The sequence below is a fragment of the Kribbella sp. C-35 genome (assembly GCF_046549195.1).
GTDB lineage: Bacteria > Actinomycetota > Actinomycetes > Propionibacteriales > Kribbellaceae > Kribbella.
The window spans coordinates 556,578-582,798 of record NZ_JAJPWG010000002.1 but is presented as its reverse complement, the minus strand read 5'-3'; the positions used below and the strand labels follow the sequence as shown (position 1 = coordinate 582,798).

Annotated in this window: 24 protein-coding genes; 12 read left to right on the top strand and 12 right to left on the bottom strand. The window is 68.7% G+C overall.

Going from position 1 to position 26,221, the window contains the following annotated elements; genetic code table 11:
• Positions 1–4: 4 nt before the first annotated feature.
• On the top strand, positions 5–1,000 hold the full coding sequence (locus ACLJOO_RS15350) for a serine hydrolase domain-containing protein (RefSeq protein ID WP_410787794.1): 996 nt from the start codon (positions 5–7) through the stop codon (positions 998–1,000).
• A 53-nt stretch (positions 1,001–1,053) separates the two neighbouring features.
• Positions 1,054–2,163 carry a Gfo/Idh/MocA family protein gene (locus ACLJOO_RS15345; RefSeq protein WP_410787792.1) on the top strand — a complete coding sequence of 370 codons (1,110 nt, stop codon included), beginning with the start codon at positions 1,054–1,056 and terminating at the stop codon, positions 2,161–2,163.
• Positions 2,164–2,342: 179 nt separating this feature from the next.
• On the opposite strand, the gene ACLJOO_RS15340 is transcribed toward ACLJOO_RS15345, so the two are convergent.
• The gene (locus ACLJOO_RS15340; RefSeq protein ID WP_410787790.1) at positions 2,343–5,474 is read right to left on the bottom strand and encodes an amidohydrolase family protein; all 3,132 of its coding nucleotides are present in this window, start codon (positions 5,472–5,474) and stop codon (positions 2,343–2,345) included.
• Between the two features lie 142 nt (positions 5,475–5,616).
• Between ACLJOO_RS15340 and ACLJOO_RS15335 the strand changes: the two genes are divergently transcribed.
• Positions 5,617–6,144 (top strand): hypothetical protein, encoded by a 528-nt coding sequence (locus tag ACLJOO_RS15335; protein ID WP_410787788.1) that lies wholly within the window; start codon positions 5,617–5,619, stop codon positions 6,142–6,144.
• Here the strand turns inward: ACLJOO_RS15335 and ACLJOO_RS15330 are convergent.
• Positions 6,111–6,656 carry an SRPBCC domain-containing protein gene (locus tag ACLJOO_RS15330; protein ID WP_410787786.1) on the bottom strand — a complete coding sequence of 182 codons (546 nt, stop codon included), beginning with the start codon at positions 6,654–6,656 and terminating at the stop codon, positions 6,111–6,113. The genes ACLJOO_RS15335 and ACLJOO_RS15330 overlap by 34 nt on opposite strands.
• Positions 6,657–6,783: 127 nt before the next feature.
• Here ACLJOO_RS15330 and ACLJOO_RS15325 point away from each other — a divergent pair, with 127 nt between their 5' ends.
• Together ACLJOO_RS15325 and ACLJOO_RS15320 are read left to right on the top strand one after the other, a co-directional pair.
• Positions 6,784–7,854: a glycoside hydrolase family 172 protein gene (locus ACLJOO_RS15325; protein ID WP_410787784.1), complete on the top strand. Its 1,071-nt coding sequence runs from the start codon at positions 6,784–6,786 to the stop codon at positions 7,852–7,854.
• Between the two features lie 50 nt (positions 7,855–7,904).
• Positions 7,905–8,453, top strand: a complete 549-nt coding sequence (locus ACLJOO_RS15320) for a hypothetical protein (RefSeq protein WP_410787782.1) — start codon at positions 7,905–7,907, stop codon at positions 8,451–8,453.
• A 43-nt stretch (positions 8,454–8,496) separates the two neighbouring features.
• Here the strand turns inward: ACLJOO_RS15320 and ACLJOO_RS15315 are convergent, their stop codons facing one another.
• The 5 genes from ACLJOO_RS15315 to thiO form a co-directional block, all read right to left on the bottom strand.
• Positions 8,497–9,711, bottom strand: a complete 1,215-nt coding sequence (locus ACLJOO_RS15315; protein ID WP_410787780.1) for a glucoamylase — start codon at positions 9,709–9,711, stop codon at positions 8,497–8,499.
• A 22-nt stretch (positions 9,712–9,733) separates the two neighbouring features.
• The gene (locus ACLJOO_RS15310; protein WP_410787778.1) at positions 9,734–10,624 is read right to left on the bottom strand and encodes a DMT family transporter; all 891 of its coding nucleotides are present in this window, start codon (positions 10,622–10,624) and stop codon (positions 9,734–9,736) included.
• A 31-nt stretch (positions 10,625–10,655) separates the two neighbouring features.
• Positions 10,656–12,608: a Stk1 family PASTA domain-containing Ser/Thr kinase gene (pknB, locus tag ACLJOO_RS15305; RefSeq protein ID WP_410787777.1), complete on the bottom strand. Its 1,953-nt coding sequence runs from the start codon at positions 12,606–12,608 to the stop codon at positions 10,656–10,658.
• 73 nt (positions 12,609–12,681) lie between these two features.
• Positions 12,682–13,632, bottom strand: coding sequence for a LysM peptidoglycan-binding domain-containing protein (locus tag ACLJOO_RS15300; protein ID WP_410787775.1), 951 nt, complete (start codon positions 13,630–13,632; stop codon positions 12,682–12,684).
• Positions 13,633–13,800: 168 nt separating this feature from the next.
• The gene (thiO, locus tag ACLJOO_RS15295) at positions 13,801–14,928 is read right to left on the bottom strand and encodes a glycine oxidase ThiO (protein ID WP_410787773.1); all 1,128 of its coding nucleotides are present in this window, start codon (positions 14,926–14,928) and stop codon (positions 13,801–13,803) included.
• A gap of 43 nt (positions 14,929–14,971) precedes the next feature.
• On the opposite strand from thiO, the gene thiE reads away from it, so the two are divergent.
• Genes thiE through ACLJOO_RS15280 form a run of 3 tightly spaced genes read left to right on the top strand, consistent with a single transcriptional unit; the run spans position 14,972 to position 16,463 of the window.
• On the top strand, positions 14,972–15,610 hold the full coding sequence (gene thiE, locus ACLJOO_RS15290; protein WP_410787771.1) for a thiamine phosphate synthase: 639 nt from the start codon (positions 14,972–14,974) through the stop codon (positions 15,608–15,610).
• Complete coding sequence (locus ACLJOO_RS15285; RefSeq protein WP_410787769.1) at positions 15,607–16,041, top strand: ribonuclease domain-containing protein; 435 nt, start codon at positions 15,607–15,609, stop codon at positions 16,039–16,041. Before thiE ends, ACLJOO_RS15285 begins: the two co-directional genes overlap by 4 nt.
• Positions 16,038–16,463: a barstar family protein gene (locus ACLJOO_RS15280; protein WP_410787767.1), complete on the top strand. Its 426-nt coding sequence runs from the start codon at positions 16,038–16,040 to the stop codon at positions 16,461–16,463. Before ACLJOO_RS15285 ends, ACLJOO_RS15280 begins: the two co-directional genes overlap by 4 nt.
• Here ACLJOO_RS15280 and ACLJOO_RS15275 read toward each other — a convergent pair.
• Positions 16,446–16,802: a DUF4180 domain-containing protein gene (locus ACLJOO_RS15275; protein WP_410787765.1), complete on the bottom strand. Its 357-nt coding sequence runs from the start codon at positions 16,800–16,802 to the stop codon at positions 16,446–16,448. The two genes, ACLJOO_RS15280 and ACLJOO_RS15275, sit on opposite strands and share 18 nt — an antisense overlap.
• Positions 16,803–16,954: 152 nt before the next feature.
• Here ACLJOO_RS15275 and ACLJOO_RS15270 point away from each other — a divergent pair, with 152 nt between their 5' ends.
• Positions 16,955–17,374 (top strand): helix-turn-helix domain-containing protein, encoded by a 420-nt coding sequence (locus ACLJOO_RS15270; RefSeq protein ID WP_410787764.1) that lies wholly within the window; start codon positions 16,955–16,957, stop codon positions 17,372–17,374.
• Here ACLJOO_RS15270 and ACLJOO_RS15265 read toward each other — a convergent pair whose 3' ends face one another.
• The gene (locus ACLJOO_RS15265) at positions 17,375–18,442 is read right to left on the bottom strand and encodes a polyprenyl synthetase family protein (protein WP_410787762.1); all 1,068 of its coding nucleotides are present in this window, start codon (positions 18,440–18,442) and stop codon (positions 17,375–17,377) included.
• A 58-nt stretch (positions 18,443–18,500) separates the two neighbouring features.
• On the opposite strand from ACLJOO_RS15265, the gene metF reads away from it, so the two are divergent.
• Positions 18,501–19,418 (top strand): methylenetetrahydrofolate reductase [NAD(P)H], encoded by a 918-nt coding sequence (gene metF, locus ACLJOO_RS15260; protein ID WP_410787760.1) that lies wholly within the window; start codon positions 18,501–18,503, stop codon positions 19,416–19,418.
• Between the two features lie 4 nt (positions 19,419–19,422).
• Positions 19,423–19,953, top strand: coding sequence for a SixA phosphatase family protein (locus ACLJOO_RS15255; protein ID WP_410787758.1), 531 nt, complete (start codon positions 19,423–19,425; stop codon positions 19,951–19,953).
• On the opposite strand, the gene ACLJOO_RS15250 is transcribed toward ACLJOO_RS15255, so the two are convergent.
• From ACLJOO_RS15250 to ACLJOO_RS15240, 3 genes are all read right to left on the bottom strand, one after another.
• Positions 19,950–22,166, bottom strand: coding sequence for a HelD family protein (locus ACLJOO_RS15250; protein WP_410787756.1), 2,217 nt, complete (start codon positions 22,164–22,166; stop codon positions 19,950–19,952). The genes ACLJOO_RS15255 and ACLJOO_RS15250 overlap by 4 nt on opposite strands.
• 91 nt (positions 22,167–22,257) lie before the next feature.
• Positions 22,258–23,565: a phytoene desaturase family protein gene (locus ACLJOO_RS15245; RefSeq protein ID WP_410787754.1), complete on the bottom strand. Its 1,308-nt coding sequence runs from the start codon at positions 23,563–23,565 to the stop codon at positions 22,258–22,260.
• Positions 23,565–24,152, bottom strand: a complete 588-nt coding sequence (locus ACLJOO_RS15240; protein WP_410787752.1) for a DUF4126 domain-containing protein — start codon at positions 24,150–24,152, stop codon at positions 23,565–23,567. Before ACLJOO_RS15240 ends, ACLJOO_RS15245 begins: the two co-directional genes overlap by 1 nt.
• A 162-nt stretch (positions 24,153–24,314) precedes the next feature.
• Here ACLJOO_RS15240 and ACLJOO_RS15235 point away from each other — a divergent pair, with 162 nt between their 5' ends.
• Complete coding sequence (locus tag ACLJOO_RS15235; protein ID WP_410787751.1) at positions 24,315–26,219, top strand: N-acetylmuramoyl-L-alanine amidase; 1,905 nt, start codon at positions 24,315–24,317, stop codon at positions 26,217–26,219.
• Positions 26,220–26,221: the final 2 nt, after the last annotated feature.

Below are 26,221 nucleotides of genomic sequence, written 5' to 3'. Positions count from 1 at the left end.
CGCCGTGTGGGATGTGGTGGAGGGGGCAGTCGAGCGCGCCGGGTTCTCTGGTGTGGTTCGAGTCGATCGGTCGGGTGTGACTGAGTTCTGCGCGGCTTATGGGTACGCCGACAGGGCCCATGGGATCCTCAACACGGTCGAGACCCAGTTCGCGACCGCGAGTGGAACCAAGAGCCTGACGGCGTTGGCCGTGATGAGCCTGGTCGAGCGCGGGACGTTCGAGCTCAACACCACCGCCCGTTCGTTGCTCGGCAACGACCTGCCCCTGATCGCGGACGACGTGACGATCGAGCACCTGCTGGCTCATCGGTCCGGGATCGGTGACTACCTCGACGAGGACGAGGTCGGTGACATCACCGACTATGTGATGCCGGTGTCGGTGCACGAGCTGGCGACGACTGAGCAGTTCTTACCGGTGCTGGAGGGGCACGAGACCGTGTCCCCGCCCGGCGAGCGGTTCGCCTACAACAACGGCGGTTATGTCGTCCTCGCCTTGCTGGCCGAACGGGCGAGCGGCATCAACTTCCACCAGTTGGTTCGCACGCTGGTCTGCGAGCCCGCAGGCATGGTCGACACCGAGTTCCTGCGCTCCGACGAACTCCCGGGCCGCGCCGCGCTGGGCTACCTGTCCGTCGACGGCCTGCGAACCAACGTGTTCCATCTCCCCGTGCTCGGCAACGGCGACGGCGGCATCTACTCGACCGCCGCCGACCTCAGCGCCTTCTGGGACGCGCTCTTCGCCGGACGGATCGTCTCGCCGGAGCACGTCGCCGAGATGGTGCGACCGCGCAGCGACTGGCCGGAGGAGTCCAGGCGCTACGGCCTCGGATTCCACCTCCGCGCGACGGGCGACGGAGTCTGGCTGGAGGGGTACGACGCCGGCGTGTCGTTCGCCAGCCTGCATAAACCGTCGGCATCGATCACCTACACCGTGATCGCGAACTGGTCCGACGGCGCCTGGCCGATCATCAAGGTCCTCGACGAACAGCTCGGTATCTGAACCAGCCACGCGCACAGCCGCGGCGTTCGGCGATCGCCAATAGCATTGCCGGTATGGCGGATTCGGTGCGGATCGGTGTTGTCGGCGCGGGGAGCATTTCGGTTCGCGGGCTCCTTCCGCATCTGGGCCAGCCGGATCTCGCGGACCGGGTGTCGTTGGCGGCGGTGTGTGACCCGGTGCCGGGGCGGGCGGAGGCGGCGGCCGAGAAGTTCGGGGTCGAGCGCGCGTTCGCCGAGTACGAGGAGTTGCTGGCGCGCGGCGACGTCGATGCCGTCACGATCGCTTCGCCGATCGGGTTGCACTACGAGCAGGGCAAGCTCGCGTTGCAGGCCGGGAAGCACGTGCACTTCAACAAGACGATGACGTTGACCGTCGTCGAGGCGACCGAGTTGATCGAGCTCGCGGCGAACAACGATCTGCGAATCGTCGCGTCGCCGGGGGAGATGCTGCGGCCGCATCATGTGCGGACGCGGGAGCTGATTGCCGAGGGCGCGATCGGGACGTTGTCGTGGGTGAGCTGCGGTGCGGCGTTCGGCACCTACCACGAGAACGAGTCCGTGCGCGGCGGGAACGACGTACTGACGAACATCGATCCGTCGTGGTACTTCCGCAAGCCCGGCGGCGGACCGCTGTACGACATGACGGTCTACGCGCTGCATTCCGTGACCGGGATCCTCGGGCCGGCGCGGCGCGTCACGGCGATGTCCGGCGTACGGATCCCGGTCCGCGGCGACGTACAGACGGATGCCGACGACAACACCGTCATCCTGATCGACTTCGGCGACAACCTGTTCTGCGTCGCGACCGGGACCGCCGCGGGCGGGATGCGCGGAGGGTTCGGCGGCGCCTATTACGGTACGGCGGGGACGATCGACGGGCTGCTGCTCAACGGCGAACCCTTCGACTTCCCCAACCGCAACCCGTCCGAGGAGTCGCCCCGCGGGCCGGGGAACCAGGCGCTGCTTCCGCACGTGACCGGCGTACACCGGGAGATCGAGGAGCAGCACGTGTACGAGGACGTCATGCAGCTCGTCGACTGGGTCCGCGACGGCACGCCGTCGATCGTCACCGCCGAACACGCGCGCCACGTCATCGACATCATCGAGTCCGCGTACCGCGCGGCGGCAACCGGCCAGACCCAGGACCTCACCACCACGTTCTGAGCGACCGTCACGTGTACTAGGCCAGTCTGCCGTCCACCGGAAGCTGCATCTCGACAGTACGTATACGTCTCATACCCGCCACCGCGCGCCGTGCGGCCGGCCGGATCGCCGGACAGTGGACGTATACGTACTGTCGACCTGCACAACATCCGCAGCCCTAGCTTCGACTGCGCGCACTCCTAGCTTTCGCAGCAGGCTCGGTGGAGCCATTCGGGTTCGTGCCACCAGTAGTCGGTGTCGTGAGCGTGGGCTTGGGCGCGGGTCAGGGGTTGTGGGGCGTTGGCGGTGTGGACGGTCGGCTGCAGGTTGTTCGTGGACGCGTACGGCGTCAGTAGGTCGTCGACGGTGTAGTGGTTGCCGGCGATCATGACCTGCTGTACGGCGGCGGCCGCGCGGATGTCTGCCAGTGGGTCTCCGGTGACGAAGGACAGGTCGGCTTGGGCTCCGGGTTTCACGACGCCGAGCTTGTCCTCCAGGTTGAGCCACCGCGCCGGGTTGCGCGTCGCCGTCGTGAGGGCCTCGTACGGCGTGAAACCGCCCGCGACCATCGACCGGAGGTTGGCGTGCAGCGATACGGCCATGTTGTCGAGGGGCGTGTCGGTGCCGGAGATGACCAGCCCGCCGCCGCGGTGGATGCGGAGGACCATGTCGACGTTGCCACGCAGCAGTTCGCGCGTGGTCACACCGGCCGGTCCCTTCGCGGTGTTCACCTCGGCGATCAACGCGTTGTACTCCCACGACGGGTACAGCGTCGTCGTACGGCGGTCCGTGAGCAGGGACGGATCGTCGACGTGCGCCATCGTCGAGTTGAAGAGCGTCGGCGTCACGGACAGACCCGCCCGCGTGAACAGTGTCACCACGTCGGCGTACGCGCGTCCCAGCCGGCTGACCGTGTGCGAGTACCCGAGCCGGTTCGTCGCGCCGGTGTGCTCCATGCCGTCCATCCCGAGATGCTCCGCGGGATAGAGGTAATGCGATGACAGTTGCAGCCCGAGCCGGTGCACGTGAGCGATCGCCCGCCGCTGGTACTCGATCGGCAACCGCACGTACGTTTTCACCAGGTCGTACGCGAGCCCCTCGACTCGATCGAGCTCTAGACCGAGCTGCCGCAGCGACAACGTCGGCCGCATGAAGTTGTAGTACACCCGCGATCCGTCGATCGCCTCACCGGTCGCGAAGTACCGCGGTCCGCGCAAGGACCCACTGACGAGCGCCTCCCGGGTCTCCTGCATCTGGTACGCCGGATCGCCCGGAGAGCGCGTACTCGTGATCCCGTACGCGAGCCACAGGTTCCCCTGCCGCGCGCCCCACGCCCGTCCGCGCAGATGCCAGTGGTTGTGCGCGTCGATCAGGCCGGGCATGATGGTCAGCGCCGACGCGTCGATGTCGGCGCGGCCGCTGTGCGGTCGTACGGCGGCGATTCGCGCACCGTCGACCACAACGTCGATGTCCCGGCGCAGGGTGGTCGCCCGTCCGTCCCACAACGCGCCGGCGTGGATCGTGACGTGCTGGTTGACGGTCGCCCGCCGGTACTGGAGGTCGAACTTGATCGTCTCACCAGTTGTCGTGCGCAACCGTCCGTTGTTCAGGTAGATCAACGTGTTGTTGTTCAGCCATACAGGGGAGTCCGTGACTTCGTTGGTGACCGCGCGCGGCTCCCCGGTGAAGCGCCCGCGGGCGTCGACCGGTGCGACGTAGAGCAGGCTCTCCGCCACGAAGGCCAGCTGCTTGCCGTCGGGTGAGAACACGGGGCCGTCGTCGCCGCGGGTGGCGAGCGAGCGGAACGGCATCGGCTCGACGTACTCGAGCGCGGTCGACGCGACATCGACGTACAGCAGTTGACTGGTGCCCTCGCGGAAGCGTTTGGAGAACGGCTTCACCGCGGCCAGGACGAGGGTCTTGCCGTCGCGCGACCAGCTGACCCGGCCCGGCTGGAACAGCGTCGGTGTCAGCTGTCGGACCTCGCCCGACGCGAGGTCGAGAACCCAGGCGATGCCGTCCTGGTCCTGGTAAGCGATGCGCTGCCCGTCGGGTGCGAAACGCGGCGCAGTCTGGGCACCCGGGAGACCAGACAGCTTGGTGTTCGCACCGGTCGCCAGGTCGTGCAGCCACAGGTCCGCTGTGCCGTCGCGATCGCTTGCGTAGAGCAACTTCTTGCCGTCGGGCGAGAAGTCCGGGTCCGAGTTGAAGTAGCCGTCGGCAACCACCTTGCGGGGTTGCGTCTTGCCGTCGGTCGACGCCAGCCAAAGGGCGTTCAACGCGCGGAACGCGAGCCACTTCCCGTCCGGCGACGCGGTCGGGCTCGCGATCCCACGCACAGCCCGCTTGCCTGTCGACTCGAGATCAGGAGCCTTCGGCCGCGGCCGCCGCGACGTCACCGGGACCGTTGCCGCAAACGGTACGACGCTGTGCTCGCCGCCGGCGTCGGCGGCGGCGTACCGGTGGACCGTGCCGTCGGCCGTGTAGAAGAGGTCTGTCGACGCCCAGGACGGCGGGACCGCGAAGACGTCCTGTCCATTGCTGACTTGATGATTGTCGACAATCAGATCGCAGGCCGGGCCGGTCAGGCGGACGTACGCGAGCTGGCCCTCGGGCGAGTACGACGGCCCGAACAGGCTGATCCCGGTCTGATTGTTGACAATCGTCGTGCGAACACCGGAGGCGAGGTCGAGTTCGACGATCGAACTGGTGTCGACGGTGAAGGCGATCTTCCGGCCGTCGGCGGAGACGGTCGGCTCGGCCTCCTCGCTCGTCGTATCGGTCAGCGCGACGATCGCGCCGCTCGCGAGGTCCAGCCGGTGGATGCCGTAGCTGCCCGCGGTGTTGCCTCCGTTCCCGAAGCCGCCGCGGTCGGAGGAGAAGACGATCGATCGGCCGTCGGGCGTGAAGTGCGGCTCGCGGTGGTCGTACCGTCCGCTCGTCAACTGCCGCAGGCCGCTGCCGTCGGGCCGGATCGACCAGAGGTGGAAGTTCCCGTCGCGGTACGACTGGAACACGATCGACCGCCCGTCCGGTGACCAGCGCGGGCGGGTCGCGTCCTGCAGGTCGTCGGTCAGCCGGCGCGACGTGCCGCCCGCGGTCGGCGTCACCCAGATCGCCGTCACCAGGTCGAACGCCAGCCACTTCCCGTCCGGCGACACCGACACCATCAGGTTCGTGCCTTCAGTGAGGACGGCCTGCCGGCCGGTGGAGGCGTCGGCGGCCTCGGCGGGCAGGGCCGGAAGTTGTACGGCGCCGACGGCGGCGGCACCTCCGCCGAGCTGCAGCGCGCGCCGCCGCGAGATGCTCCAGGAACCAGGGTTCTCGGTCACGTCATCGGATCCAATCCCTAGGGGGCGGTGGGACTCCTGCAAATCTGCCAGTACCGTCCGAGTCGCACGAACCTGACCGGCGCGTCCCGCGCCCAACGGCCGCTACCGTGCGCCGAACGGCTCACCGTCTATCGTCTGCGGCATGCAATCTCTGTCTCCGCGGGCTCGGGCGCTGGGTGCGGCCGGGCTCTGTCTGTTGATCGCCGTCGTGGCCGGGCTCGCGGTCGACATCCGGCTCGATCGGCACTGGATCCTCCGCGGCCTCACCGCCCTGCTCGCTGTCTGCTGCGCCGCGTTGCTGGCCACCGACCAGACCAGGCGGCTGCGGCAGATCGTGACGGGTGTCGGGCTGGGGATGTTCGGGCTGATCATCCCGGTCTCGCAGACGACCTGGTCGAAGCCGCCGGAAATCGACTTCGCGCTACAGGTCGCGACCGACGCGAAGAACGCGGCGCAGAAGAACGCCCAGAGCGCGGTCTCGGTAGCGGACGTGCAGGCCGCGGCCGAGGCACGCGGGGGAGCGGTAGGAACGCTCCCGACTGAGAAGAATCCGCAAGTACGCGGCGCAGAGGCCTACCCACTCGTCATCCGCGCCAAGCGCGACCAAGGCCGCCCCTGGGCCTGCCTCTCCTTTGTCTACGGCCTGGACGCCAAGGTCCGCCCCTGCTGACCCCCGCTATTCGTAGGCCGCGCGCTCAACTCCTCGGCCCGATCCAACGGATCCCACATGACAGGCCTGCCGTCGAGCTGAGCCTCGACGACCTCCAGTCCTGCCTCCCAGCCCGCCGCCGCAGGTCCGGCGGCCTCGGGATCGGACAGGACGTTGGTGAACACCAACCGGCTACCCGTCGGGGTGCGAGCGATCTCCCAGGTGAGGATCTCGCCGGCCCATTCGTACTCCAGCACAGTCGGCGGCTCGCTCCGCAGCAGGCGTCCGTTCGGCTTGCGGTCCGGGTCGTCCGCCATCCCGTACCGCCGCTGCTGTTCCTCCGTCACCGCGAAGAAGAGCTCACTCCCGACCGGCCGATCCAGATCCACCACGGCGGGGAACCACGAGGACAGTCGCGCTGGATCGGTGATCGCCTGCCACACCTGCTCCGGTGGATGGGGCAGCACTCGTTCGAACCTGATCGCAGTCCGTCCGTCGCCCGTCGTGGAGACCGTTCCGCGCCGACTGTCCATGACAGCAATATAACCCACGATGAATATAAGCGCCCACGGAACAGCGGCAGCCGCGTCGACGACGCCGAGTCCCACTTGCTGGGCAATCGATTTCTCAGAGGACCCAGCCAGGCCTAAGGTCGCGGGTATGACTCTTGGGAACCTCACCGGCATCAGTGCGCTCGCCGACGTCGAGTCGCGCTCCATCAGTGCGGAGAACCCGACCGGCGAGCCCGGTCAGGGTGGACGGCGGACCGAGGGGACCGGTGCGCACGCGGCCCGGGATCTCGGCCAGGGCTGGAAGGTCTCGCCGTCGATCGAGATCGGGCCGGGGGAGACCGTGACGCTGGCGGACATCGCCGGGTCCGGTTGCATCACGCACATCTGGCTGACCACGCACGTCGACCACTGGCGCCGGCTCGTACTGCGAGCGTTCTGGGACGGCGACGCCGCGCCCGCGATCGAGACGCCGGTCGGCGACTTCTTCTGCTCCGGCTGGGGCAAGTTCGCCCAGGTGAGCTCGCTGCCGGTCGCGGTGAACCCCAACGGCGGGTTCAACTGCTACTGGGAGATGCCGTTCCAGTCGCAGGCGCAGCTGACCCTGGAGAACACGCACGACGAGGCAGTGGTCGTGTACTTCCAGGTCGACTACTGGCTGGGCGCGGTGGCGGACAAGTCGGCGTACCTGCACGCGCAGTGGCGCCGGAGCAACCCGCTGCCCTCCAAGACGGTGCACACGTTGCTGGACGGTGTAGAGGGGCCGGGGCACTATGTCGGCACTTACCTGGCCTGGGGCGTCAACAGCACCGGCTGGTGGGGTGAGGGCGAGGTGAAGTTCTACCTAGACGGTGACGACGAGTTCCCGACCATCTGCGGCACAGGTACCGAGGACTACTTCGGTGGCGCGTGGAACTTCGACGTACCCCATCTGGGCGGCTACACCGAGTTCAGTACGCCGTACCTCGGTATGCCGCAGGTGATCCGGCCGGACGGGCAGTATCAGAGCCAGCAACGGTTCGGCATGTACCGCTTCCACCTGCCAGACCCGGTCCGCTTCAAGGAGCGGCTGCGCGTCGACGTACAGGCCCTCGGCTGGCGCTCCGGCGGACGCTACCTGCCGCTACAGGACGACATCTCGTCCACGGCGTTCTTCTACTCGGGCAAGACGAGTACGACGCGACCGGCCGCGCCAACGCACGACGCAATGGAGATCTGCTAGTACGCTGCCTGCCTCACGACAGATGTCCCAACCGGGCAAGGGAGTGCTGGATGCGCCGCGTGTTGTTCGTCGTCGGCTGGGCGATCGTGGGTGCGCTCGTGTGGGCGATCATCTTCGGGCTAGCCCTGGTGCTGGGGTCGGACGATCCCGACGACTTCGTCGAGCAGGCGACATTCCGGACCGAGAAGGTGGACGCCGTCGCGGGCGCCGCCGTGGCCGATGGCTCATGCGGTGAAAGCAAGGATGCCAATGGAGTGCGGCACACCCACGGCACGTCGTACGAGGTCGACCTGGTCTGGACGGGCGCCGACGGAGCCGAGCACCGCGGCGTCATGACGACCTGCAACCGTCCGGACGAGGGTGAGCACGTGACGGTGTGGGTCAGCTCGCGGGACGAGGTCTACAACAAGTCGCCGTTGTCGATGTACAGCTCCATCCCCATCGCCGCGGTGGTGTTCGCGCTCGGCGCGTGGGGATGGACCTGGCTGACGAAGGACGACCGTCGCAGGCGCGGGTCCGAGAGTCTGAGCCAGCGGCTGCGCCGGCTCAGACTCCGTCGGCTGAGGCTCCGCCAGCTCAAGCGAGCGAAGAGGACCTAACGCCCGATCCGCGGCAGGAACAGCAACCCGGTCGGCCCTGTGGCTAGCCAGGGATCGGTAGGGCGTTCTGCAGCGCGGTGTCGGCGAGGACCACCAGTGCGGCGGTCCACGCGAGTGGGGCCTCGCCGGCTGGCTCCAGGTCTCGGTTGACCTTCTCGGGCAGCGCACCGGTGCTGGTCCGGTGCTGGTCGAGCCAGGAGAGCAGCGCCTCGGCTCCGGAGCGATCCCCGCGCGCTGCGGCGCTCAAAGCGAACAACGCGGTCTGAGGCGTCCAGGACACGCCGTCAGCACGCCACGACTCGCCAGGCGTCACGCCGCCGTTGGGCTGCGTGAGTACGTCGTGCGCGTCGTCGATCGCGGTGGACACAGCGGCCCGAGCCGGTGCGAACGGTGGACCGAGCACCGTGACGAAAGCGTCGGCACCGCCGCCGACGCTGATCGGTTCGACACCTGGCTCGACGAAGCTCGTGGCTCGAGCCGGTGTCCGCGGGTAGTCCGGCCCGAAGACCCGGTCGGTTGCCGCCGACAACTTGTCCAAGGCCTCCCGCCAACGGGTCGCCTCGGCCGGACGCTTCTCCTCGGTGGCGATCTGCACGGCGGACCGGAGGCCCGTCAGCAACGGGGCGACCGTACCGATCGTCAGCTCCTTCTCGGAGCGCTCCCAATAGTCAGAGGAAGGCGCCGGCAGTCCGTCGGGTCCCAGTTCGCTCAGGATCTGGTCGGCCGACTCCTCGACGAGGTCCCAGTACCGCTTGCCCGCGCGGCAGAACCACGTGGCCCACAGCACCCACCCGGAGGCGTCCAGCTGCGGCTCGCGACCGTCGTCGACGTGACCACCGGCGTCGGTGTACCGGGCCTGCCAGCGACCGGTCGACGGCCGGACGCGGTCCAGGAACGACAGTACGTCGAGCGCCTCGTCGTACTGGCCGATCGCGCAGCGGGCGACGGCGACGAACGACGCATCCCGCGGCCAGACGTACCGCCACGGGCCGTCCCAGCCGGCCAGGGTCGCGCCGTTCGGGAGGGTGAGCGCGTCGAGGTCAGCCAGCGCGTGCCGGACCAGGTCCTCGTACTTCTCGCTCCGGAGGGCGGAACCGGCGCGCGCCGGCGCAGCGTCGCCGGGGACGCCGTCGGCGACCAGGCGGGGCTGCGGGTTGCGCACCAGGTTGGTGGCGGTCCCGGCGGCCAGTATCGCGAGCAGGAGGGCGATCACGACGTACGGGAACCACCGGTCCCGTCGCCGGTTCCCCTCGCGCATAATCCCTCCCCGCCAAGCCGAACTATTGGGCTAGGTGCTGCACTTCCGCCTCGAACTTACGCCGTGGTGCCAGCTCGACCAGGTACATGGCCGACACCACCAGTGCGCCGCCGACCAGCATCCGCCAGGTGAGGCTGTCGGAGCCGAACAGCACCGCGAACCCCGAGGCGAACACTGGCTCCATTGTCATCGCAATCGCCGCGCGAGTGGGAGTCAGGTGTGCCTGCGCCCAGGTTTGGACAATCAGCGCGAGCGCGCCGGCGACCAGCGCCATGTAGACCACGGCCACCCAGTCGCCGCCCGTCGAAGGCACCGAGAATCCGCCGGGCAGGGCGCCGATCGCGCAGACGCAGGTGATCACAATCATCTGCAGCGACGACAGACCGAACGCGTTCCTCGACGTCGACCAGGCGCCCAGGCCGATGATGTGCAGCGCGTAGAGGCCGGCGGACGCCAGTGTCAGCAGCTCGCCGTGGCCGAGGCTGAGCCCGCGCAGGGACAGTACGCCGAGACCGGTCGTGGCGAGGATCACGGCGACCCAGGCCCAGCGGCCGATCTTGTGCCGCAGGATCACGGCGCCGAGCAGCGGGGTGAAGACGACGTACATCCCGGTGACGAAGCCGGAAACGCTCGCCGAGGTGTGCCGCAGGCCCTCGGTCTGGAGGAGCTGGGCGATGCCGTACGTGATGCCGAGGGCAACGGCGCGGCCGCGGTCCAGGCGGCTCAGCCGCGCGATCGCAGGCGGGTGGACCAGTACCAGGGCGACGGACGCGATCAGGAACCGCAACGCCAAGTAGTCGGCGACGTCCATCCTGGTGAGCAGGTCCTTGGTCAGGAAGAACGTCGACCCCCAGGCGGCCGCAACCGACAGCAGGGCCAGTACGGCGAGACGCGGGTGGTTCACGCCGGACATCAGATCAGATCCCTTGCGGGTAAGCCAAAAATCAGAGCACGGTGATCACGATCGTGCTGCCGGGTTTGACCTTCCGGCCGCCGGCGGGGCTCTGGGCGGCGACGATGTTGAGGCCGAGGTTGAACGGCGCCTTCTGCACCGTCACCTTGAAGCCGGCGTCGCCGAGGATCTTCTGCGCGTCGGCGGTGGTCTTCCGCTTCACGTCCGGCACCTCGACCAGCGGCGGGCCGAGCGACACGACCAGCGAGACCTTGTCCTTGGCGAAGAGCGTTCCGTTGTTCGGGCTCTGGCTGATCACGTTGCCCTCGGCGACCTTCTCGTCGTACTGCGTGCTGCGCCCGACGACGAACCCGAGCTTGGTCAGCGTCTTCTTCGCGTCCCTGTACGACTTGCCGGTCAGGTCCAGGACGGTGATCGGCCGTTTGCCCTTGCTGACGGCGAAGTTCACCGCGGTCCCCGGCTTCACGACCGTGTTGAACCTCGGGCTGATCGCGACCACCTTGCCCGCCGGCACGGTCTCGTTGTACTGCTCGTTGACCTGCCCGGTGATCAGCTTGATCGGCGACAGCGCCTGCTGCGCGGCGTCCAGCTGCAGACCGACGAGCTGCGGCACGCGGTACCGCTCCGGTCCCTTGGAGACGGTGAGACCGATGTCACCGTTCTTCCGGATCCGGTCACCGAACTTCGGGTCGGTGCGCATGACGTGACCCGCCTTCACGTCCTCCGAGTAGTCCTGGTTGTCCAGGGTCGTATGCAGGCCGGACTGCTCCGCCTTCGCCGTCGCGGCCGCGGGCTCCAGGTTCACCAGGTCGGGCGTGGTGGTGTAGCGCTGAATCCCGTAGTACCAGGCTCCGGTGCCGATCGCGATCGCGGCGGCGAGGATCGCGATCAGTGCGATCGGGCCACGCGACCTGCGCTGCTTCTGCGGTGCCGCCGGGGGCGGAGGCTTCGCCGGAGCGCCGGTAGGGCGGCCGTGCTCCACCGGTACGACGATGGTGTCGTGCCGGATCTCACCTGAAGGCTCACCGCGCGTGTAGCCGTCGTCGTACCCGCTGTCCTGCCGGATCTGCTGAATCGGCACCGTCAGGTCACCGGTCAGGTCGGGGTCGTCAGGGAGCCCTTCGTCGAGCGCACTGCGCACCCGGTGCACCTGCCGACTGAACACCCGCGCATCGGTCGGCCGCAGGTCCCGGTCCCGCGCGGTCGCGCGCTGCACGAGCGCATCGACGTACGGCGGGATGCTCGGCTGCTCCAGCGACGGTGGGGGTACGTCGGCATGCACGTGGGCGTAGGCGACCTGGATGGGGGTGTCACCGGAGTGCGGCTTGTTGCCGGTGAGCATCTCGTACAGGAGGATGCCGGCCGAGTACACGTCCGAGCGGGCGTCCGCACTGCCGTCCGTGACGAGCTCCGGCGCCAGGTACGACACCGTGCCCATCAGGAGCCCCTGGGTGGCGGTGTTGCCGCTGGCGCTCACCGCACGGGCCAGACCGAAGTCGGCGACCTTGACGGCGCCCTTGTCGGAGATCAGGACGTTCTCGGGCTTGATGTCGCGGTGGACGATGCCGGCGTCGTGTGCGGCCGACAGCGCGGACAGGACCGGCGTCAGCAGGTCCAGCGCGCGTGCGGGGGACAGCGGCGCCTCCTCGCGGATGACGTCGCGCAGCGTGCGGCCGCGCACGTACTCCATCGCCAGGAACAGCGTGCCGTCGTCGTCGCCCTGGTCGAAGACGGCCACCACGTTCGGGTTCGAGAGCCGGGCGGCGGCGCGGGCCTCGGCCACGAACCGGCGGGTGAACTGGGCGTCGTCACCGAGCCCGTCGTGCATCACCTTGAGCGCGACGGTCCGGTCCAGCCGCATGTCCAGCGCCTCGTAGACGGTGGCCATGCCGCCCTTGGCGACGCGCGCGCCCACGCGGTACCGACCGTCGAGCACACGCCCGACGAGGCGGTCGCTGACCTGCGTGTCCACGTCGTCCGTCACTTGCGGTGAGCCGCCTCTCCCCAAACCGTTCTGCAGAGAGTGTAGATAACCGCTCAGCGTGACAGCCTGAGGCTCACCGCAAGGGGTCCCACCCGCGTTCCAGCTGGGCCTTGATCCGGAGGACGTTCTTCACGTAGAGCTTCGTGTCGGCGTACATGCCGTTCTTCTTCACGCCGCCCAGACCCTGGTAGTAGCCGGCCACCGCGATGTCGAGCTTGGCGGCGCCGGTCAGGCGGCTCAGCAGGACGACGCCGGCGGTGACGTTGTCGCGGGGCTTCAGCAGGTCCAGGTCGCGGCCGACGAGCCGGGAGGCGAACCGGCCGGTCGACGGGATGACCTGCATCGCGCCGATCGCGTTCGCCGGGGAGACGACGCGCTGCTTCCAGCCGGACTCCTGCCAGCTGACCGCGAGCGCGAGCTCCGGGTCGACGCCGTACCGTTTCGCGGTGCTCACGATCAGTGAGCGCATCTGGGTGCGGGTCGGCAGCTTGCGCTTCTTCAGGGTGGCCCGGTTGCGGTTGGCCGCGGCGACGATGTGGTCGGCGTACGTGCGTCCCGCGAAGGTGTTGTCGGTCCGGGTCTTCGGGCGCGCCTTCGCCCGCACCTTGACCGGCACCTGCAGCGGTTTGCCGGCGTAGATGCGGTCGCCCGCCTTCAGCCCGTTCGCGGCGAGCAGGTTGGCCTGCGAGCACTTGAAGCGCTTCGCGATCCCGGAGACGGTGTCGCCGGGCTTCACGACGTACGTCACCCGCCCGAGCTGGGAGCGCGTCGTGGTCGTTTTGGCGGTCGACCCCTTGCCGGGGACCTTGAGCACCTCGCCCGCGTAGATCGCGTTGCCGTTGCCGGGCAGCTTGTTCAGCGCGACCAGTGTCGAGACCGTCGTGCCGTAGCGGCCGGCGATGTGGCCGAGGGTGTCGCCCTCCTTGACCTTGTACGCGCCGAAGCCGGGCGCACCGGCGGTGATCACCGCCGCGGTCAGCACCGGCACGGCCAGGCCGCTCAAAATCCGTACGACGTTGCGCATCGCAACCAACTCCCCGTGTGAACGTCACTTGACCGTATGTGCTGATACGGATGTGACAACAGTGGCGAATGGGGTTGGTGTTACGCCTGTAACGTAAAGGTTACAATTCAAGGCTGAACTACATTGTTGTCGTTCACAATCTTTCCGGTTGCTGCGGGCAACGGTGAGTCAGTGCCCGAACCGGCTGGCGAGGAAGGGCTTCCCAAGGTCCGGCAGCGTTCCAGTGCGCACGGTCTCGGCCAGGATCTGCGCGGTGACCGGGGTCAGCAGGACACCGTTGCGATAGTGGCCGGTTGCCCACAGCAACCGATCCAGACCGGACGGGCCGAGTACCGGCGCGTTGTCCGGGGTCGCGGGCCGGAGACCGGCGATCGACTCGACGAATTCGAGCTCGTCGATGATCGGCAGCACGGTCCGCGCGTCGCGAAGCAACGCGAACACACCCCCGGCCAATACCCGGGTGTCGTAGCCGAGCTCGCTGGTGGTCGCACCGATCACCAGCTCGCCACCCGGTCGCGGCACCAGGTAGACCGAGAAGCCACGGGCTGTGGCGCGCACGGTGTGCTGCAGCGCCGGGCGGTACGCCTCCGGGACCCGCAACCGCAGTACCTCGCCCTTCACCGGACGCACCGGCGGACGAAGCTCCTCGGGTACGCCGTCCAGCTGCGACGACCACGGTCCCGCTGCCGCGATCACATGACCTGCGTGCACCGCGTCGCCGTTCTCGAGCTGTACGCCGAGTGCCGTCGTACCGGATGTGATGACTCGGGTGACGCGTTGGCGGATGAGCTGTACGCCGGAGAGCTCGACGGCGCGGAGCAGAGTCGCTACGGCCTGCCTGTTGTCGACGGAATGGTCACCTGGGACCCAGACGCCCCCGGAGACGCCTGTGGCGAGCATGGGCTCGCGGCGGCGGGCGTCACGACCGGACAGCTCCTCCACCTCGAGGCCGAGACGTCGCTGGTAGTCGGCGAGCCTGCGGAGCGCTGCTGCGTCGTCCACGTCGTACGCGACGGACAGTGTGCCGGTCTGGTGCAGGCCAGCGGGCTGTCCGGTGAGTTCCTCGAGTTCTGCGGCGAAGGTAGGCCAGGCGTTCACCGAAGCCAGGTTGAGGGCCAGCAGGTCGTCCTCGCCGTACTCCACCTCGGTGACCGGGGCGAGCATGCCGGCGGCGACGTTCGAGGTCTGAGCGCCTGGTGTGGGGTCACATACCGTCACCTGGATACCGTCTGCGGCCAGTCGCCACGCGGTCGCCAGCCCGATCAGTCCGCCGCCAATAACAACTACATCAGGCATGCCCTCAACCCTACGTGCGGCGGGACGTGGCAGGCTTTGGGGTGTGACTGACCACACCGATTGTCTCGCGGATGCCCGGCTCTACCTGTGCACGGATGCGCGCGAGAAGCAGGGTGATCTCCAAGAGTTCCTGGACGCCGCGCTGGCCGGCGGCGTGGACATCGTGCAGCTCCGGCAGAAGGAGATGGAGGCTGCCGACGAGCTGGCCGCGCTGGAGGTGTTCGCGGACGCGTGCCGGCGGCACGGCAAGCTGCTGGCCGTCAACGACCGCGCTGACATCGCGTTCGCCGCGGGCGCCGACGTACTGCACCTGGGGCAGCGTGACCTGCCGGTGCACGCCGCTCGTGCGATCGTCGGGCCTGCTCCGGTCGTCGGGCGTTCGACGCACACGTTCAGCCAGGTGAACGCGGCGGTCGACGAGGTGGGCTCGGACTACTTCTGCGTCGGGCCGACCTGGGCGACGCCGACGAAGCCGGGGCGTCAGGCCGCCGGTCTGGACCTGGTGTCGTACGCGGCCGGTCGCAAACAGTCGAAGCCGTGGTTCGCGATCGGCGGCATCGACCTGGAGCGACTGGACGACGTACTGGAAGCGGGGGCCACGCGCGTGGTCGTCGTACGGGCGATCACCGAGGCCGACGACCCGGGGGAGGCGGCCGCCGAGTTCAGCCGGAGGCTGCGGTGATCAACAACCCGAAGGCCGCACGGATCGTCGCGGTCGTGGTGATCGCCATGCTGGTGATCACCCTGGCAGCGTCGCTGTTCGGCTGTGCCGCCGACAAGACAGTGGCCGACAAGAAAGCAGACGTCGACCCGACGAGCGGTCTCGCGTACGTCGCTGTGGCGGACCTGCCGAAGGAGGGGCAGGACACGCTCAAGCTGATCGACCAGGGCGGTCCGTACCCGTACAGCCGCGACGGTGTGGTGTTCGGCAACCTGGAGAAGATCCTGCCGAAGCACGACCGCGGCTACTACCACGAGTACACCGTGAAGACGCCGGGGGAGAAGGACCGAGGTGCCCGCCGCATCGTGACCGGCAACGCCGGCGAGCGTTATTACACGGACGACCATTACAAGTCCTTCCGCCGGGTCGCGGACGACGGGGGAACTTCATGAGCTCGCTGAGCAAGCTGCTGGCTGAAGGGCTGCGGCCTGGTGTCTACCGTTGGCCATCCGCTCCGGCCGCGGCCGACGTACACCGAGATGCTGCCGCCGCCGGGTTCGGGTTCGTGCTGCTCGACACCGGCGAGATCCACGACAAGACCGGGTTCCTCGACCTCTGCGCGACCGCGTTCGACCTGCCGCGCTGGTTCGGCCGGAACTGGGACGCGCTGGCCGACTCGCTGAGCGACCGGTCGACGGGCGCACCTGAGGTCGTGTTGTGGACCGGGCTCCGTCACCTGCTCGACCACGACCACGACACGGTCGACGTCGCCCTACAGATCTTCGCCGAGGACACCACGAACTCCGGCCAGCTCCGGGTGCTCATCGCCGAGACGGAAACGCCCGACCTGCTCAGCTCACTGCCGGTCCTGTAGCTGCTCTGCCAGTTCACCGAGGTCCGCGGCGAACAGCAGATTGCGGCCGCGGTTGCTCTCCCGCACCCAGTCCGCCAGCGGCTTGCTCGCCGCGACCCGCTCCGAGATGTCGCCGACGACGGCCAGGCCCATCTGGTACGTCACGAACTTCTGCGTGATCGCACCGGCCCGCCCACTGCTCAGCTCGAAGAACTCGTCGCCCAACTGCTCGGGCGCGAATGCGATCCACTCGACCTGATGCGCGTAGTGTGCGTCGACGATCAGCTGTACGGCGTCGCTCTCGTTCGTGACCGCGGTGTCGCTCACGAACACCCGTACGCCGGCTAGCTCCTCAACCACGTCAACACCCTCTCGGTCTGAGCCGGCAGCACATGTCCGGCATCCGGCAGCAGAACAGTGCGGACTTGAAGATCATGTACCTCAAATTACCCTAAGTGCCGCTATGTGACTATTTATAGGGAATTCTAAGGAACGTGCCTTACGCTGAGAAGATGGCCCAGGAGCTGTATTCGGTGGAGCAGGTGGCGAACCAGCTGGGCCTGCACGTTCGCACGATCCGGAACTACGTCCGCGACGGCCGGCTGAAGGCGGTGCGGATCGGGAAGCAGTACCGGATCACTCGCGAGGACCTCGAGGAATTCACCGGTACGCCGGCCGCCGTGGTCGAGGTCGACCGCTCCGCGCGGCACGTCGAGGCGTCCAGCATCGTCCACATCGACGCGGTCGACCGGGCCACCGCCGACCGCCTCAGCACCCACATCCACGGCGCGCTCAACCAGCCCGAGGCGGTCCACCTCAAGGCCGAGACGATCTACGACGAGGAACGCGCCGTCCTCAAGGTCATCGTCCTCGGCAACCTCTCCGCCACCGCGGACCTCCTCCGCCTCATCAACATGCTGGCGGAGCAGTAGCTAGACGACGCGTGAAGTCGCCGCGACGGCCAGATCAGTCAAGGCCTTGCGGGCGATGTCGTCGGCCAGGGGAGCGCTGTCGAGAGCGTCGAGGGCGTCCTCGGTGCGGTCGGTGATGAGGTCTTCGCAGGCCTGTACGGCGCGGGAGTCCTGGAGGATCTCGCGGAGCAGCTGGATCTCGTCGTCGTCGAGGTCCGGGCGCCCGAAGAGCCGGTTGAACTCGGTCAGCTGGATCTCGGACGCGTGGTCGACGGCGTACGCGATCAGGACCGTTCGCTTGCCCTCGCGGAGATCGTCCCCGGCCGGCTTGCCGGTCAGCGCGGGATCCCCGAACACTCCGAGCAGGTCGTCCCGCAACTGGAAGGCCTCGCCCAGCGGCAGCCCGTACCCGGACAGGGACGAGATCAACTCCGCGTCCCCGCCGCCCAAGGCGGCGCCGACGTGCAGCGGCCGCTCGATCGTGTACGTCGCCGACTTGTAGCGCAGCACGCGCAACGCCAGATCCATGTCCGACTCGCCACTCGCCTGCGCGAGCAGATCGAGGTACTGCCCGGCCGTCACCTCGACCCGTACGGCGTCGAAGTACTGCTCCGCCCGGGCCAGCGCCGCCGCGTCGAAGCCCGACGTGTGCAGCAGCTCGTCGGCCCAGATCAGGCACAGGTCCCCGAGCAGGATCGCGGCGCCGACGCCGAACCCGACCGGATCCGCACCATGTCCCGACTTCGCGGCGCGTTCCCGCTGCTGCGCCTCGAACCGGCGATGCGCGGCCGGCGCGCCCCGTCGTACGTCCGAGGAATCCATCACGTCGTCGTGCACCAGCGCGCTGACGTGCAGCATCTCCAGGCTCGCCGCGGCCGTCAGGATCGGCTGTGCGGGATCGCCGCCCGCGGCCCGGAAACCCCAGTAGCAGAAGGACGGACGCAGCCGCTTACCGCCGCTGGTCGCGTCCCGCGCGGCCTGCACCTGCTCGACCAGCTCCGGCCCGATGGCGGCCAGCCGCTCCTCCTGCCGATCGAGGAACTCACTGAGCGCCCGCTGGATCCCGCCAGGGATGTCCACATCGTCCACGTCTCGGAGCGTAGTCGGTGGGCAGACGCCGACGCTCACCCCGGGTAACCTGATCGCCATGGCCAACGGTCTTCCCTCGACGCTTCCCGGCGGTGCGCCGACCATCCGTGAGTTGCTCGCGTCCGGAGACCGGTCCTTCTCGTTCGAGTTCTTCCCACCGAAGACGCCCGAGGCGGAGGAGGTGCTGTGGCGGTCGATCCGCGAGATCGAGCAGTTGCGGCCGACCTTCGTCTCGATCACGTACGGCGCCGGCGGGACCACGCGTGACGGCACCATCCGGGTCACCGAGCGGGTCGCGCAGGACACGTCGCTGACGCCGCTCGGGCACCTGACCTGCGTCGCGCACTCCCGCGACGAGCTCCGCTCCGTGATCGGCGCGTACGCCGGATCCGGCGTCCGCAACATGCTCGCGCTCCGCGGCGACCCGCCGGGCGGGCCGAACCAGCCGTGGGTCGCGCACCCCGAGGGCCTCAACCACGCCATCGAGCTGGTCGAGCTGATCCGTTCGCTCGGCGACTTCTGCGTCGGCGTCGCTGCCTTCCCGGACAAGCATCCGGAAGCGACCACGCTCGAGGCGGACGCGCAGGTGCTCGCCGCGAAGGCCCAGGCCGGCGCCGACTACGCCATCACGCAGATGTTCTTCGGCGCCGACGACTACTTCCGGCTCGTCGACCGGGCCGCCGCGCTAGGCTGCGACATCCCGGTGCTGCCGGGCATCATGCCGGTCACGAACATCAAGCAGATCCAGCGGATGGCCGACCTCACCGGCATGGCGCTGCCGGCCGCCGTCACCGACCGGCTGCTCGCCGTCGAGGACGAGCCGACCGCCGTTCGCGAGGTCGGTATCGAGATCGCGACCGAGTTGTGCGAACGCTTGCTGGCCGGCGGCGCCCCCGGCATCCACTTCATCACCCTGAACAGATCCACGGCGACGAGGCAGGTCTTCCGCAACCTCAAGGCGTCCGTCGTATCCTGACGCAATGGCTGACCCGTCGGACCTGCTGATCGATCGCACTCTCGTCCTGCTCCGGCACGCCAAGGCGGTGCCGCCCGAGACGATGCCTGACCTGGAGCGGCCGCTGGCCGACCGCGGCCGCGCCGACGCGGGCGCCGCCGGCCGGCATCTCGTTGCCCAAGGCATCGAGGCCGACCTGGTCCTGTGCTCGCCGTCGAAGCGCACCCGCGAGACGTGGAAGTACGTCGCCGACGCCGGCGTCACCGCGAAGGACGTCTGGTACGACAAGCGCATCTACAACGCCGACACCGACGGCATCCTGGACGCTATCCACGAAGCCCCGGCCGAGGCCCGCACCGTGGTCGTCGTCGGCCACGCGCCGGGCATCCCGTGGCTCGCCGACGAGCTCGCCCTGGACGGCACCAGTCCAGAGCGCGTCGAGCTCACCCAGAAGTACCCGACCACGGGCCTCACGATCCTGCACCTCACCACCCGCTGGGCCGACCTCTCGGCCAACGACGCCGACCTCGTGTCGTACGTCGTACCGCGTGCCTAGGAGGGCAGCCAGCGGGTCGTGCTGTTGACGGTGATCAGGCGCTGGGTGGCGCGGGTGAGGACCACGTAGAGGGCTCGTACGCCGCCCAGCGTGTCGCTGACGATCCGGTCCGGTTCGACGACGACCACGGCGTCGTACTCGAGGCCCTTGGAGTCGAGCGGGCTGACGGCGATGACCCGTGGGTCGTTCAGCTCGGCGAGGACCGGATCGACGACCGGGCGGAGCGCCGGCGGCACGATGACGCCGACGGTGCCCTCGACCAGCTGCAGCAGCTCCACCGCCGCGTCGCCGGCCGCCTCAGCGACCTTGCCGGCGTCGAAGATCCGGTGCTCCGGCTCCACTCCGGTACTGCGGACCGCGTTCGGCAGGTCCGCGTCCGGGATGGACTGCCGGATCACCTCACCGGCGAACGAGTAGATCTCGGCCGAGTTCCGGTAGTTGGTGGACAGCCGGAACGCGTGCCGCTGCAGGTGCGACAGCATCGAGTCCATCGCGGCCCGCGCCTCGTCCGGGTCGGGCCAGGAGCTCTGCGCCGGGTCGCCGACGATCGTCCAGCTGGCCTGCGGTCCGCGGCGCGTCACCATCCGCCACTGCATGGGGGAGAGGTCCTGCGCCTCGTCCACCAGCACGTGCGCGTACTCCTCCGGCTCCTCCGCCTCCCGTGCCGCCGCAGCCCGGGCCCGGCGCTCGGAGCTGGTCAGTACTTCGTTGACGCCGTCCGACAGCCCTTCGAGCCAGTCGAACTCCTCGTCGGTGTTCTCCTGGATCGGAGGACGTCCCAGGAACGCGGTCAGCTCGTCCAGCAACGCGACGTCGGCAATGGTGAACTCGTCGGTCGTACGGATTGCCGTAGCGAGCGCGTCGACCTCAGCGGGGGTCAGGTCATTGCGAGCCCAGCGCTGGAGACGGCGTGCGTCACCGAGCCAGCGCAGTACCGCTTCTGGGGTCAGCACCGGCCACCACTGGCTGAAGAACGTGCGGAACGCCGGGGTGTCGGTGACTCGGTCGCCGAACGCCTCACGGTCTCCAAGAGGCCCGTTGCGCAGGTCCTCCGGGAACCGCTGCCACAGCGCGGCGATCAGGCCCTTCCGTGCCTCAGCGGCGGCCCGGTTGCGGGCCGTACGGCGCAGCGCGTTCCGGCGTACGTTGTCGAGCTGGTTGGCGTCGAGCTCGACGGTCGCGCCGCCGAGGAACACCCGCAGGTTCGTCGGCGCGTTCGGCACCCGGTCGCGGGCGGCACGTGACAGCACGGCACGCATCCGCAGCGAACCCTTGATGGCAGCCGCTGCGGCGTCGTCGACCGCAGTGGCCTTCACACCGTCGACGAGCTCGCCGACAGCACGCAGCGAGACCGTGTTCTCACCGAGGCTCGGCAGCACCCGCTCGATGTAGGCCATGAACGCGGCCGACGGTCCGACGACCAGTACGCCGCCGCGCTCGAAGCGCCTGCGGTCGCTGTACAGCAGGTACGCCGCGCGGTGCAGAGCGACCACTGTCTTGCCGGTACCCGGTCCACCGCCGATGACGGTGACGCCACGAGCTGGTGCCCGGATCGCCTCGTCCTGCTCGGCCTGGATGGTGGCGACGATGTCGCGCATCGTGTGCCCACGGGCCCGCGACAGCGACGCCATCAGCGCGCCCTCGCCCATCACCGGCAGGTCCTCCGGCGCTCGCTCCGGCGCCAGCAGGTCGTCCTCGAGGCCGACGATCCGCGCCCCCTTGTTCCGCAGCACGCGACGCCGGACGACCTTCTGCCGGTCCGTCGGGGTGGCGCGGTAGAACGGCTCGGCCGCCGGCGCGCGCCAGTCGATCACCAGCGGTTCGTACTCGGCGTCGCGGACACCGATGCGGCCGACGTACAGCTTCTCGAGCTCGGCCGCGGTCGTGGCGGCCGGCTCGTCGTCGCCGTGGTCGGAGTCGAGCCGGCCGAATACCAGGCCCTCGTGCTCGGCGTCCAGCTCGGCGATCCGGCGGGCGGCGGCGAACACCAGCACGTCGCGCTCGTACAGACCGGTCTGCTCCTCGTCGCGGACACGCCCGACGTTCTGCGCCTGACCGCGCTGGTGGCCTTCGACCGCGATCCGGGACGCGGACCGCGCCGCCTCCTCGACCCGGCCGTACACCCGGTCGACATGGTGTTGCTCTGCCGCCAGCTCAGCCCGCTCAGCCCTCTCAGCATTGTCGTGATCGGCCGATGTGGGGGTTTGATCCACCGAGGTCCTCTCTACGGCCGGGACCCGCCCCGACTCAGAACACAGGAACAACCAATCTTAGTTGGCTTCCTTGTCCAACCACACAGCGGTCTCAGGCCTTCCCGATGGCGTCGGCCACGATCGCTGCGCCGAGTGTGGTGGCGGGCACACCGGAGCCCGGGTGCGCGCCCGCGCCGACGCAGTACAGGCCCTTCACCGGTGACACGTTGGTGGCCCGGCGGCGGGCGGTCTTGTAGCCCTCCCAGGCCACTCCGGCCCACCAGGACGGCGACGTCTGCCGCGACACCACGTTCTCGCGGATAGGCAGGCCACGCGCGACCAAGAGGTCTAGTACGTCGTCAGTGGGGTAGCCGTGGACCAGCACAGACCAGGCCTGGTGCCCGGCGGGTGCTGTACCACCTGTGCGGACGACGACGGTCGGCGTCCCGTGCAGCACGGTCTCGAAGGGCAGCTGCGGCACCGGGTCCTTCAGACCGAGATGTACGACGTACGCCGCCTGTGCCTGGTGTGTGGCGAGGATCCGCTTGCGTGCCTTCTTGGCGACCGGATCGTCGACGAAGGACTCGTAAAGGATCCGTGGGTCGACGTCGCTCACGACGATGTCTGCGAGCAACTCCTCACCGTCAGCGAGCCGTACGCCGGTCACTGCACCACCAGAGGTCGAGACGGCGACCACCTCGGCGCTGGTGCGCACAGTGATCTTCCGCTCGCTGGCCCGTTGCACCAGGGCGTCGGCCAGCGCGCCGAAACCACCTGCGATCGTCCAGCGGCCGAAGGTGCGCTCCAGGTAGGACCAGACGCCGACGTACCCCGGCGTGAGGCTGGCCTCCGATCCACCCTGGGCTGCGAAGTGCCGTAGTACCGCACGGGAACGGTCGTCGGTCAGCTCGCGCTGCGCGACCTTCTCCAGCGACTGCCACGGCTTGAGCGCGCGGATGGTCTTGATCGGCAGCTTGTCCTCGAGCGGTGGTTCCAGTGAGGTCTTGCGGAGGATCTGCCACGTGTCGCCGTACGCGTCGACCAGTGCGGTCCACTGCGCGGCCACAGGTGCACCCGCCAGGTCGGTCCATGCCTCTTCTTGGGCGCCGCGGTCGCTGACGGGCAGGTCGAGTACGGAGCCGTCAGCGAACATGTGGCGACGCGGCTCGGACACCGGGTCCAGCTGCACCAGGCTCTCGATCGGACGGCCGCTCTTGCGGAACAGGTCACGCAGCGCGGCCGGCAGCGTCGTACTGGCGGCTCCGGCGTCCCAGGTGAACCCGTCCGCCTGTACGCGGCCGAGCGCGCCGCCCAGGTGCTCGTTGCGCTCGCAGATGGTCACCTGGTGGCCGAGCTTGGCCAGCCGCACCGCACTCGCGAGACCGGCCAGACCAGCCCCCACGACAATCACATTCGCCATCAGGCAACACTTTTCTCTCGCCAAGCCTTGAATCTGACATACCCGCGCCGGATGAACCTGAACGCGAAGTACACCCCGAGCAGTCCGAGGAGCAGCAGCACTCCGGCAATGATGAGCGCGATCTCCGGGTGGAACGCGGCCAACGACATCACGCCGGCGACCGCGACGTCCTCACCGGACGACGCGGCGATGTTGGTGACCGGCTCGGGCGAGGTGTTGATGGCGAGCCGCAGACTCGCCTTCACCGCGTGCGACAGCAGCGCCACCAGACCGCCGGTCGTCGCGATCAGGGCCTGCTGCAGCGTGCTCGCCTGACCGGACATCAGCGCGGCGAGGACAGCACCGATCACGGGCCGGACGACGGTCGAGATCGCGTCCCACGCGGAGTCGACGTACGGGATCTTGTCGGCGACGAACTCGACCGCGAACAGCACGCCCGCGACGATCAGGACCGGGGTCGTGGTCAGCGAGTGCGGTACGTCGTCGGCGCCCGCGAACCGGCCGAGCAGACCGAGAATCAGCACGCAGGCATAGGCGTTCACCCCACTGGCCCAGCCTGTCGTGACTGCCAACGGCAGCGCTTCCATCGTCGTACTCCGTAACCCTCGGCACCGGCATGATTTCGTCAGTATCGAACTCGACGAGGTGAGTTTTGGTTAACCGTTGACATCCGCGTCGCCCCGACCCACAGTGACTAGGCTGCCAGTCTGTGTGACCGGCACCCGCCCTACGGGTTCAGGAGAACAATCATGCTGCGTCGTCCGAAGATTCTTGCCGCACTCGCTGCGGTAGCGCTGCCGGCCGCCCTGGTCGGCGTGTCGTTGGGAGGTCCACCAGCCCAGGCCGCACCGCCCGATGCGGCGTCGGCGTTCAGTCAGGCCGCCGCGAAGTACGGCGTACCGGAGTCGGTCCTGCTGGCCGTCTCGTACGCCGAGTCCCGCTGGGACGACCACGCCGGTGCGCCGAGCACCACGGGTGGCTACGGCCCGATGCACCTCACCGCGCTCGGGGACTCCGAGGTCGAGGACCTGTCCGGTAAGCAGAAGGTCGCCACGGCCGAGTCGCTGCAGACGCTGCAGAAGGCGTCCGACCTGACCGGCATCGACGAGAGCGCGCTGCGCAAAGACGTCACCGCCAACATCAACGGTGGTGCCGCGGTGCTGGCGTCGTACCAGAAGTCGCTCGGCCTCCCGGTCGGCGCGGAGACCTCACCGGCCCAGTGGTACGGCGCGGTCGCGTCGTACGCCGAGGCGCCGGACAAGGTCGGCGCGGGCGGCTTCGCCGACGACGTCTACTCGATCTTGGCCAAGGGCGCGGCCCGTACGACGAACACGGGCCAGCAGATCGTGATGCCGGCGCTCGCCGTGACGCCGGACAAGTCGCAGCTCAGCAAGCTGTCGCTGCCGGCCGGTGTGCAGCCGTCCACGTCCGACGTGGAGTGCCCGCCGACGCTCGGCTGCGAGTGGCTGCCCGCGCCGTACTCGGAGTTCGGTGACGGCGACTACGGCAACCACGACCTCGCCAACCGGCCGAAGACCGGCAAGATCGACTACATCATCATCCACGACACCGAGGGCACCTGGCAGGGCGTGCTGAACCTGGTGCAGGACCCGACGTACGTGAGCTGGCAGTACACGATGCGCTCGTCGGACGGCCACGTCTGGCAGCACGTGAAGGCCAAGGACGTCGCCTGGCACGCCGGCAACTGGTACGTGAACATGCACAGCATCGGCATCGAGCACGAGGGCTTCGCGGCCCAGGGCGCCACCTGGTACACCGAGTCGCTGTACCGCAACTCGGCCAAGCTGGTGCGCTACCTGGCCGTCAAGAACAACATCCCGCTCGACCGCGCGCACATCATCGGCCACGACCAGGTGCCGGGCACGGTCCCGTCCACGGTCCGCGGCATGCACTGGGACCCGGGACCGTACTGGGACTGGGAGCACTACATGGACCTGATCGGCGCGCCGATCTGGGGCAAGTCGGTGCTGCCGGTGAAGCCGGGGTCGATCGTCACCATCAAGCCGGGCTTCGCGGGCAACGTCCAGGTCGTCAACAGTTGCGACACACCCGGGACGCCGTGCAAGCCGCAGGCCACCAACTTCATCTACCTGCGCCAGGCTGCGAACGACAACGCTCCGCTGGTCAAGGACCTCGGTCTGCATCCGGACGGTTCCAACGGCACCACTGAGGTCTCCGACATGGGCTCCAGAGCCGCAGCGGGTTCGGAGTACGTCGTGGCGCAGCGGGACGGCGACTGGGTAGCTGTGTGGTACCTGGGCGCGCTGGCGTGGTTCAAGAGCCCGGCGTCCGCACCGGACGCGTTCGCCAAACCGGGTCTGGTCGTGAAGCCGAAGGCCGGTCTCACGTCGGTGCCGGTGTACGGGCGTGCGTACCCGGAGCAGTCGGCGTACCCGGCCGGGATTCCCTACCAGACGGTGACGCCGCTGCAGTACTCGATCGGCGAGGGGCAGGCCTACCCGGTGGGTGACCTGAACATCGAGACCGACTACTACCGCGCAGTGACGTTCGCCGGAGAGCCGCCGGCGGACCACGTCCAGGTGCTCGGGAAGGACAAGTACTACCAGATCTGGTTCGGCCACCGGATGGCCTACGTACGGGCCGCCGACGTGGACGTCCGACCAGCCGTCTAGTC

Bases quoted from the DNA above. Each gene is read 5' to 3' on its own strand.
- ACLJOO_RS15320 (WP_410787782.1), top strand. From the start codon at position 7,905: ATGCGCCGCGTGTTGTTCGTCGTCGGCTGGGCGATCGTGGGTGCGCTC.
- ACLJOO_RS15270 (WP_410787764.1), top strand. From the start codon at position 16,955: ATGGCCCAGGAGCTGTATTCGGTGGAGCAGGTGGCGAACCAGCTGGGC.
- ACLJOO_RS15300 (WP_410787775.1), bottom strand. From the start codon at position 13,632: ATGCGCAACGTCGTACGGATTTTGAGCGGCCTGGCCGTGCCGGTGCTG.
- ACLJOO_RS15330 (WP_410787786.1), bottom strand. From the start codon at position 6,656: ATGGACAGTCGGCGCGGAACGGTCTCCACGACGGGCGACGGACGGACT.
- ACLJOO_RS15325 (WP_410787784.1), top strand. From the start codon at position 6,784: ATGACTCTTGGGAACCTCACCGGCATCAGTGCGCTCGCCGACGTCGAG.
- ACLJOO_RS15280 (WP_410787767.1), top strand. From the start codon at position 16,038: ATGAGCTCGCTGAGCAAGCTGCTGGCTGAAGGGCTGCGGCCTGGTGTC.
- thiO (WP_410787773.1), bottom strand. From the start codon at position 14,928: ATGCCTGATGTAGTTGTTATTGGCGGCGGACTGATCGGGCTGGCGACC.
- ACLJOO_RS15315 (WP_410787780.1), bottom strand. From the start codon at position 9,711: ATGCGCGAGGGGAACCGGCGACGGGACCGGTGGTTCCCGTACGTCGTG.
- metF (WP_410787760.1), top strand. From the start codon at position 18,501: ATGGCCAACGGTCTTCCCTCGACGCTTCCCGGCGGTGCGCCGACCATC.
- ACLJOO_RS15245 (WP_410787754.1), bottom strand. From the start codon at position 23,565: ATGGCGAATGTGATTGTCGTGGGGGCTGGTCTGGCCGGTCTCGCGAGT.
- ACLJOO_RS15240 (WP_410787752.1), bottom strand. From the start codon at position 24,152: ATGGAAGCGCTGCCGTTGGCAGTCACGACAGGCTGGGCCAGTGGGGTG.
- ACLJOO_RS15335 (WP_410787788.1), top strand. From the start codon at position 5,617: ATGCAATCTCTGTCTCCGCGGGCTCGGGCGCTGGGTGCGGCCGGGCTC.
- ACLJOO_RS15310 (WP_410787778.1), bottom strand. From the start codon at position 10,624: ATGTCCGGCGTGAACCACCCGCGTCTCGCCGTACTGGCCCTGCTGTCG.
- ACLJOO_RS15255 (WP_410787758.1), top strand. From the start codon at position 19,423: ATGGCTGACCCGTCGGACCTGCTGATCGATCGCACTCTCGTCCTGCTC.
- ACLJOO_RS15235 (WP_410787751.1), top strand. From the start codon at position 24,315: ATGCTGCGTCGTCCGAAGATTCTTGCCGCACTCGCTGCGGTAGCGCTG.
- ACLJOO_RS15345 (WP_410787792.1), top strand. From the start codon at position 1,054: ATGGCGGATTCGGTGCGGATCGGTGTTGTCGGCGCGGGGAGCATTTCG.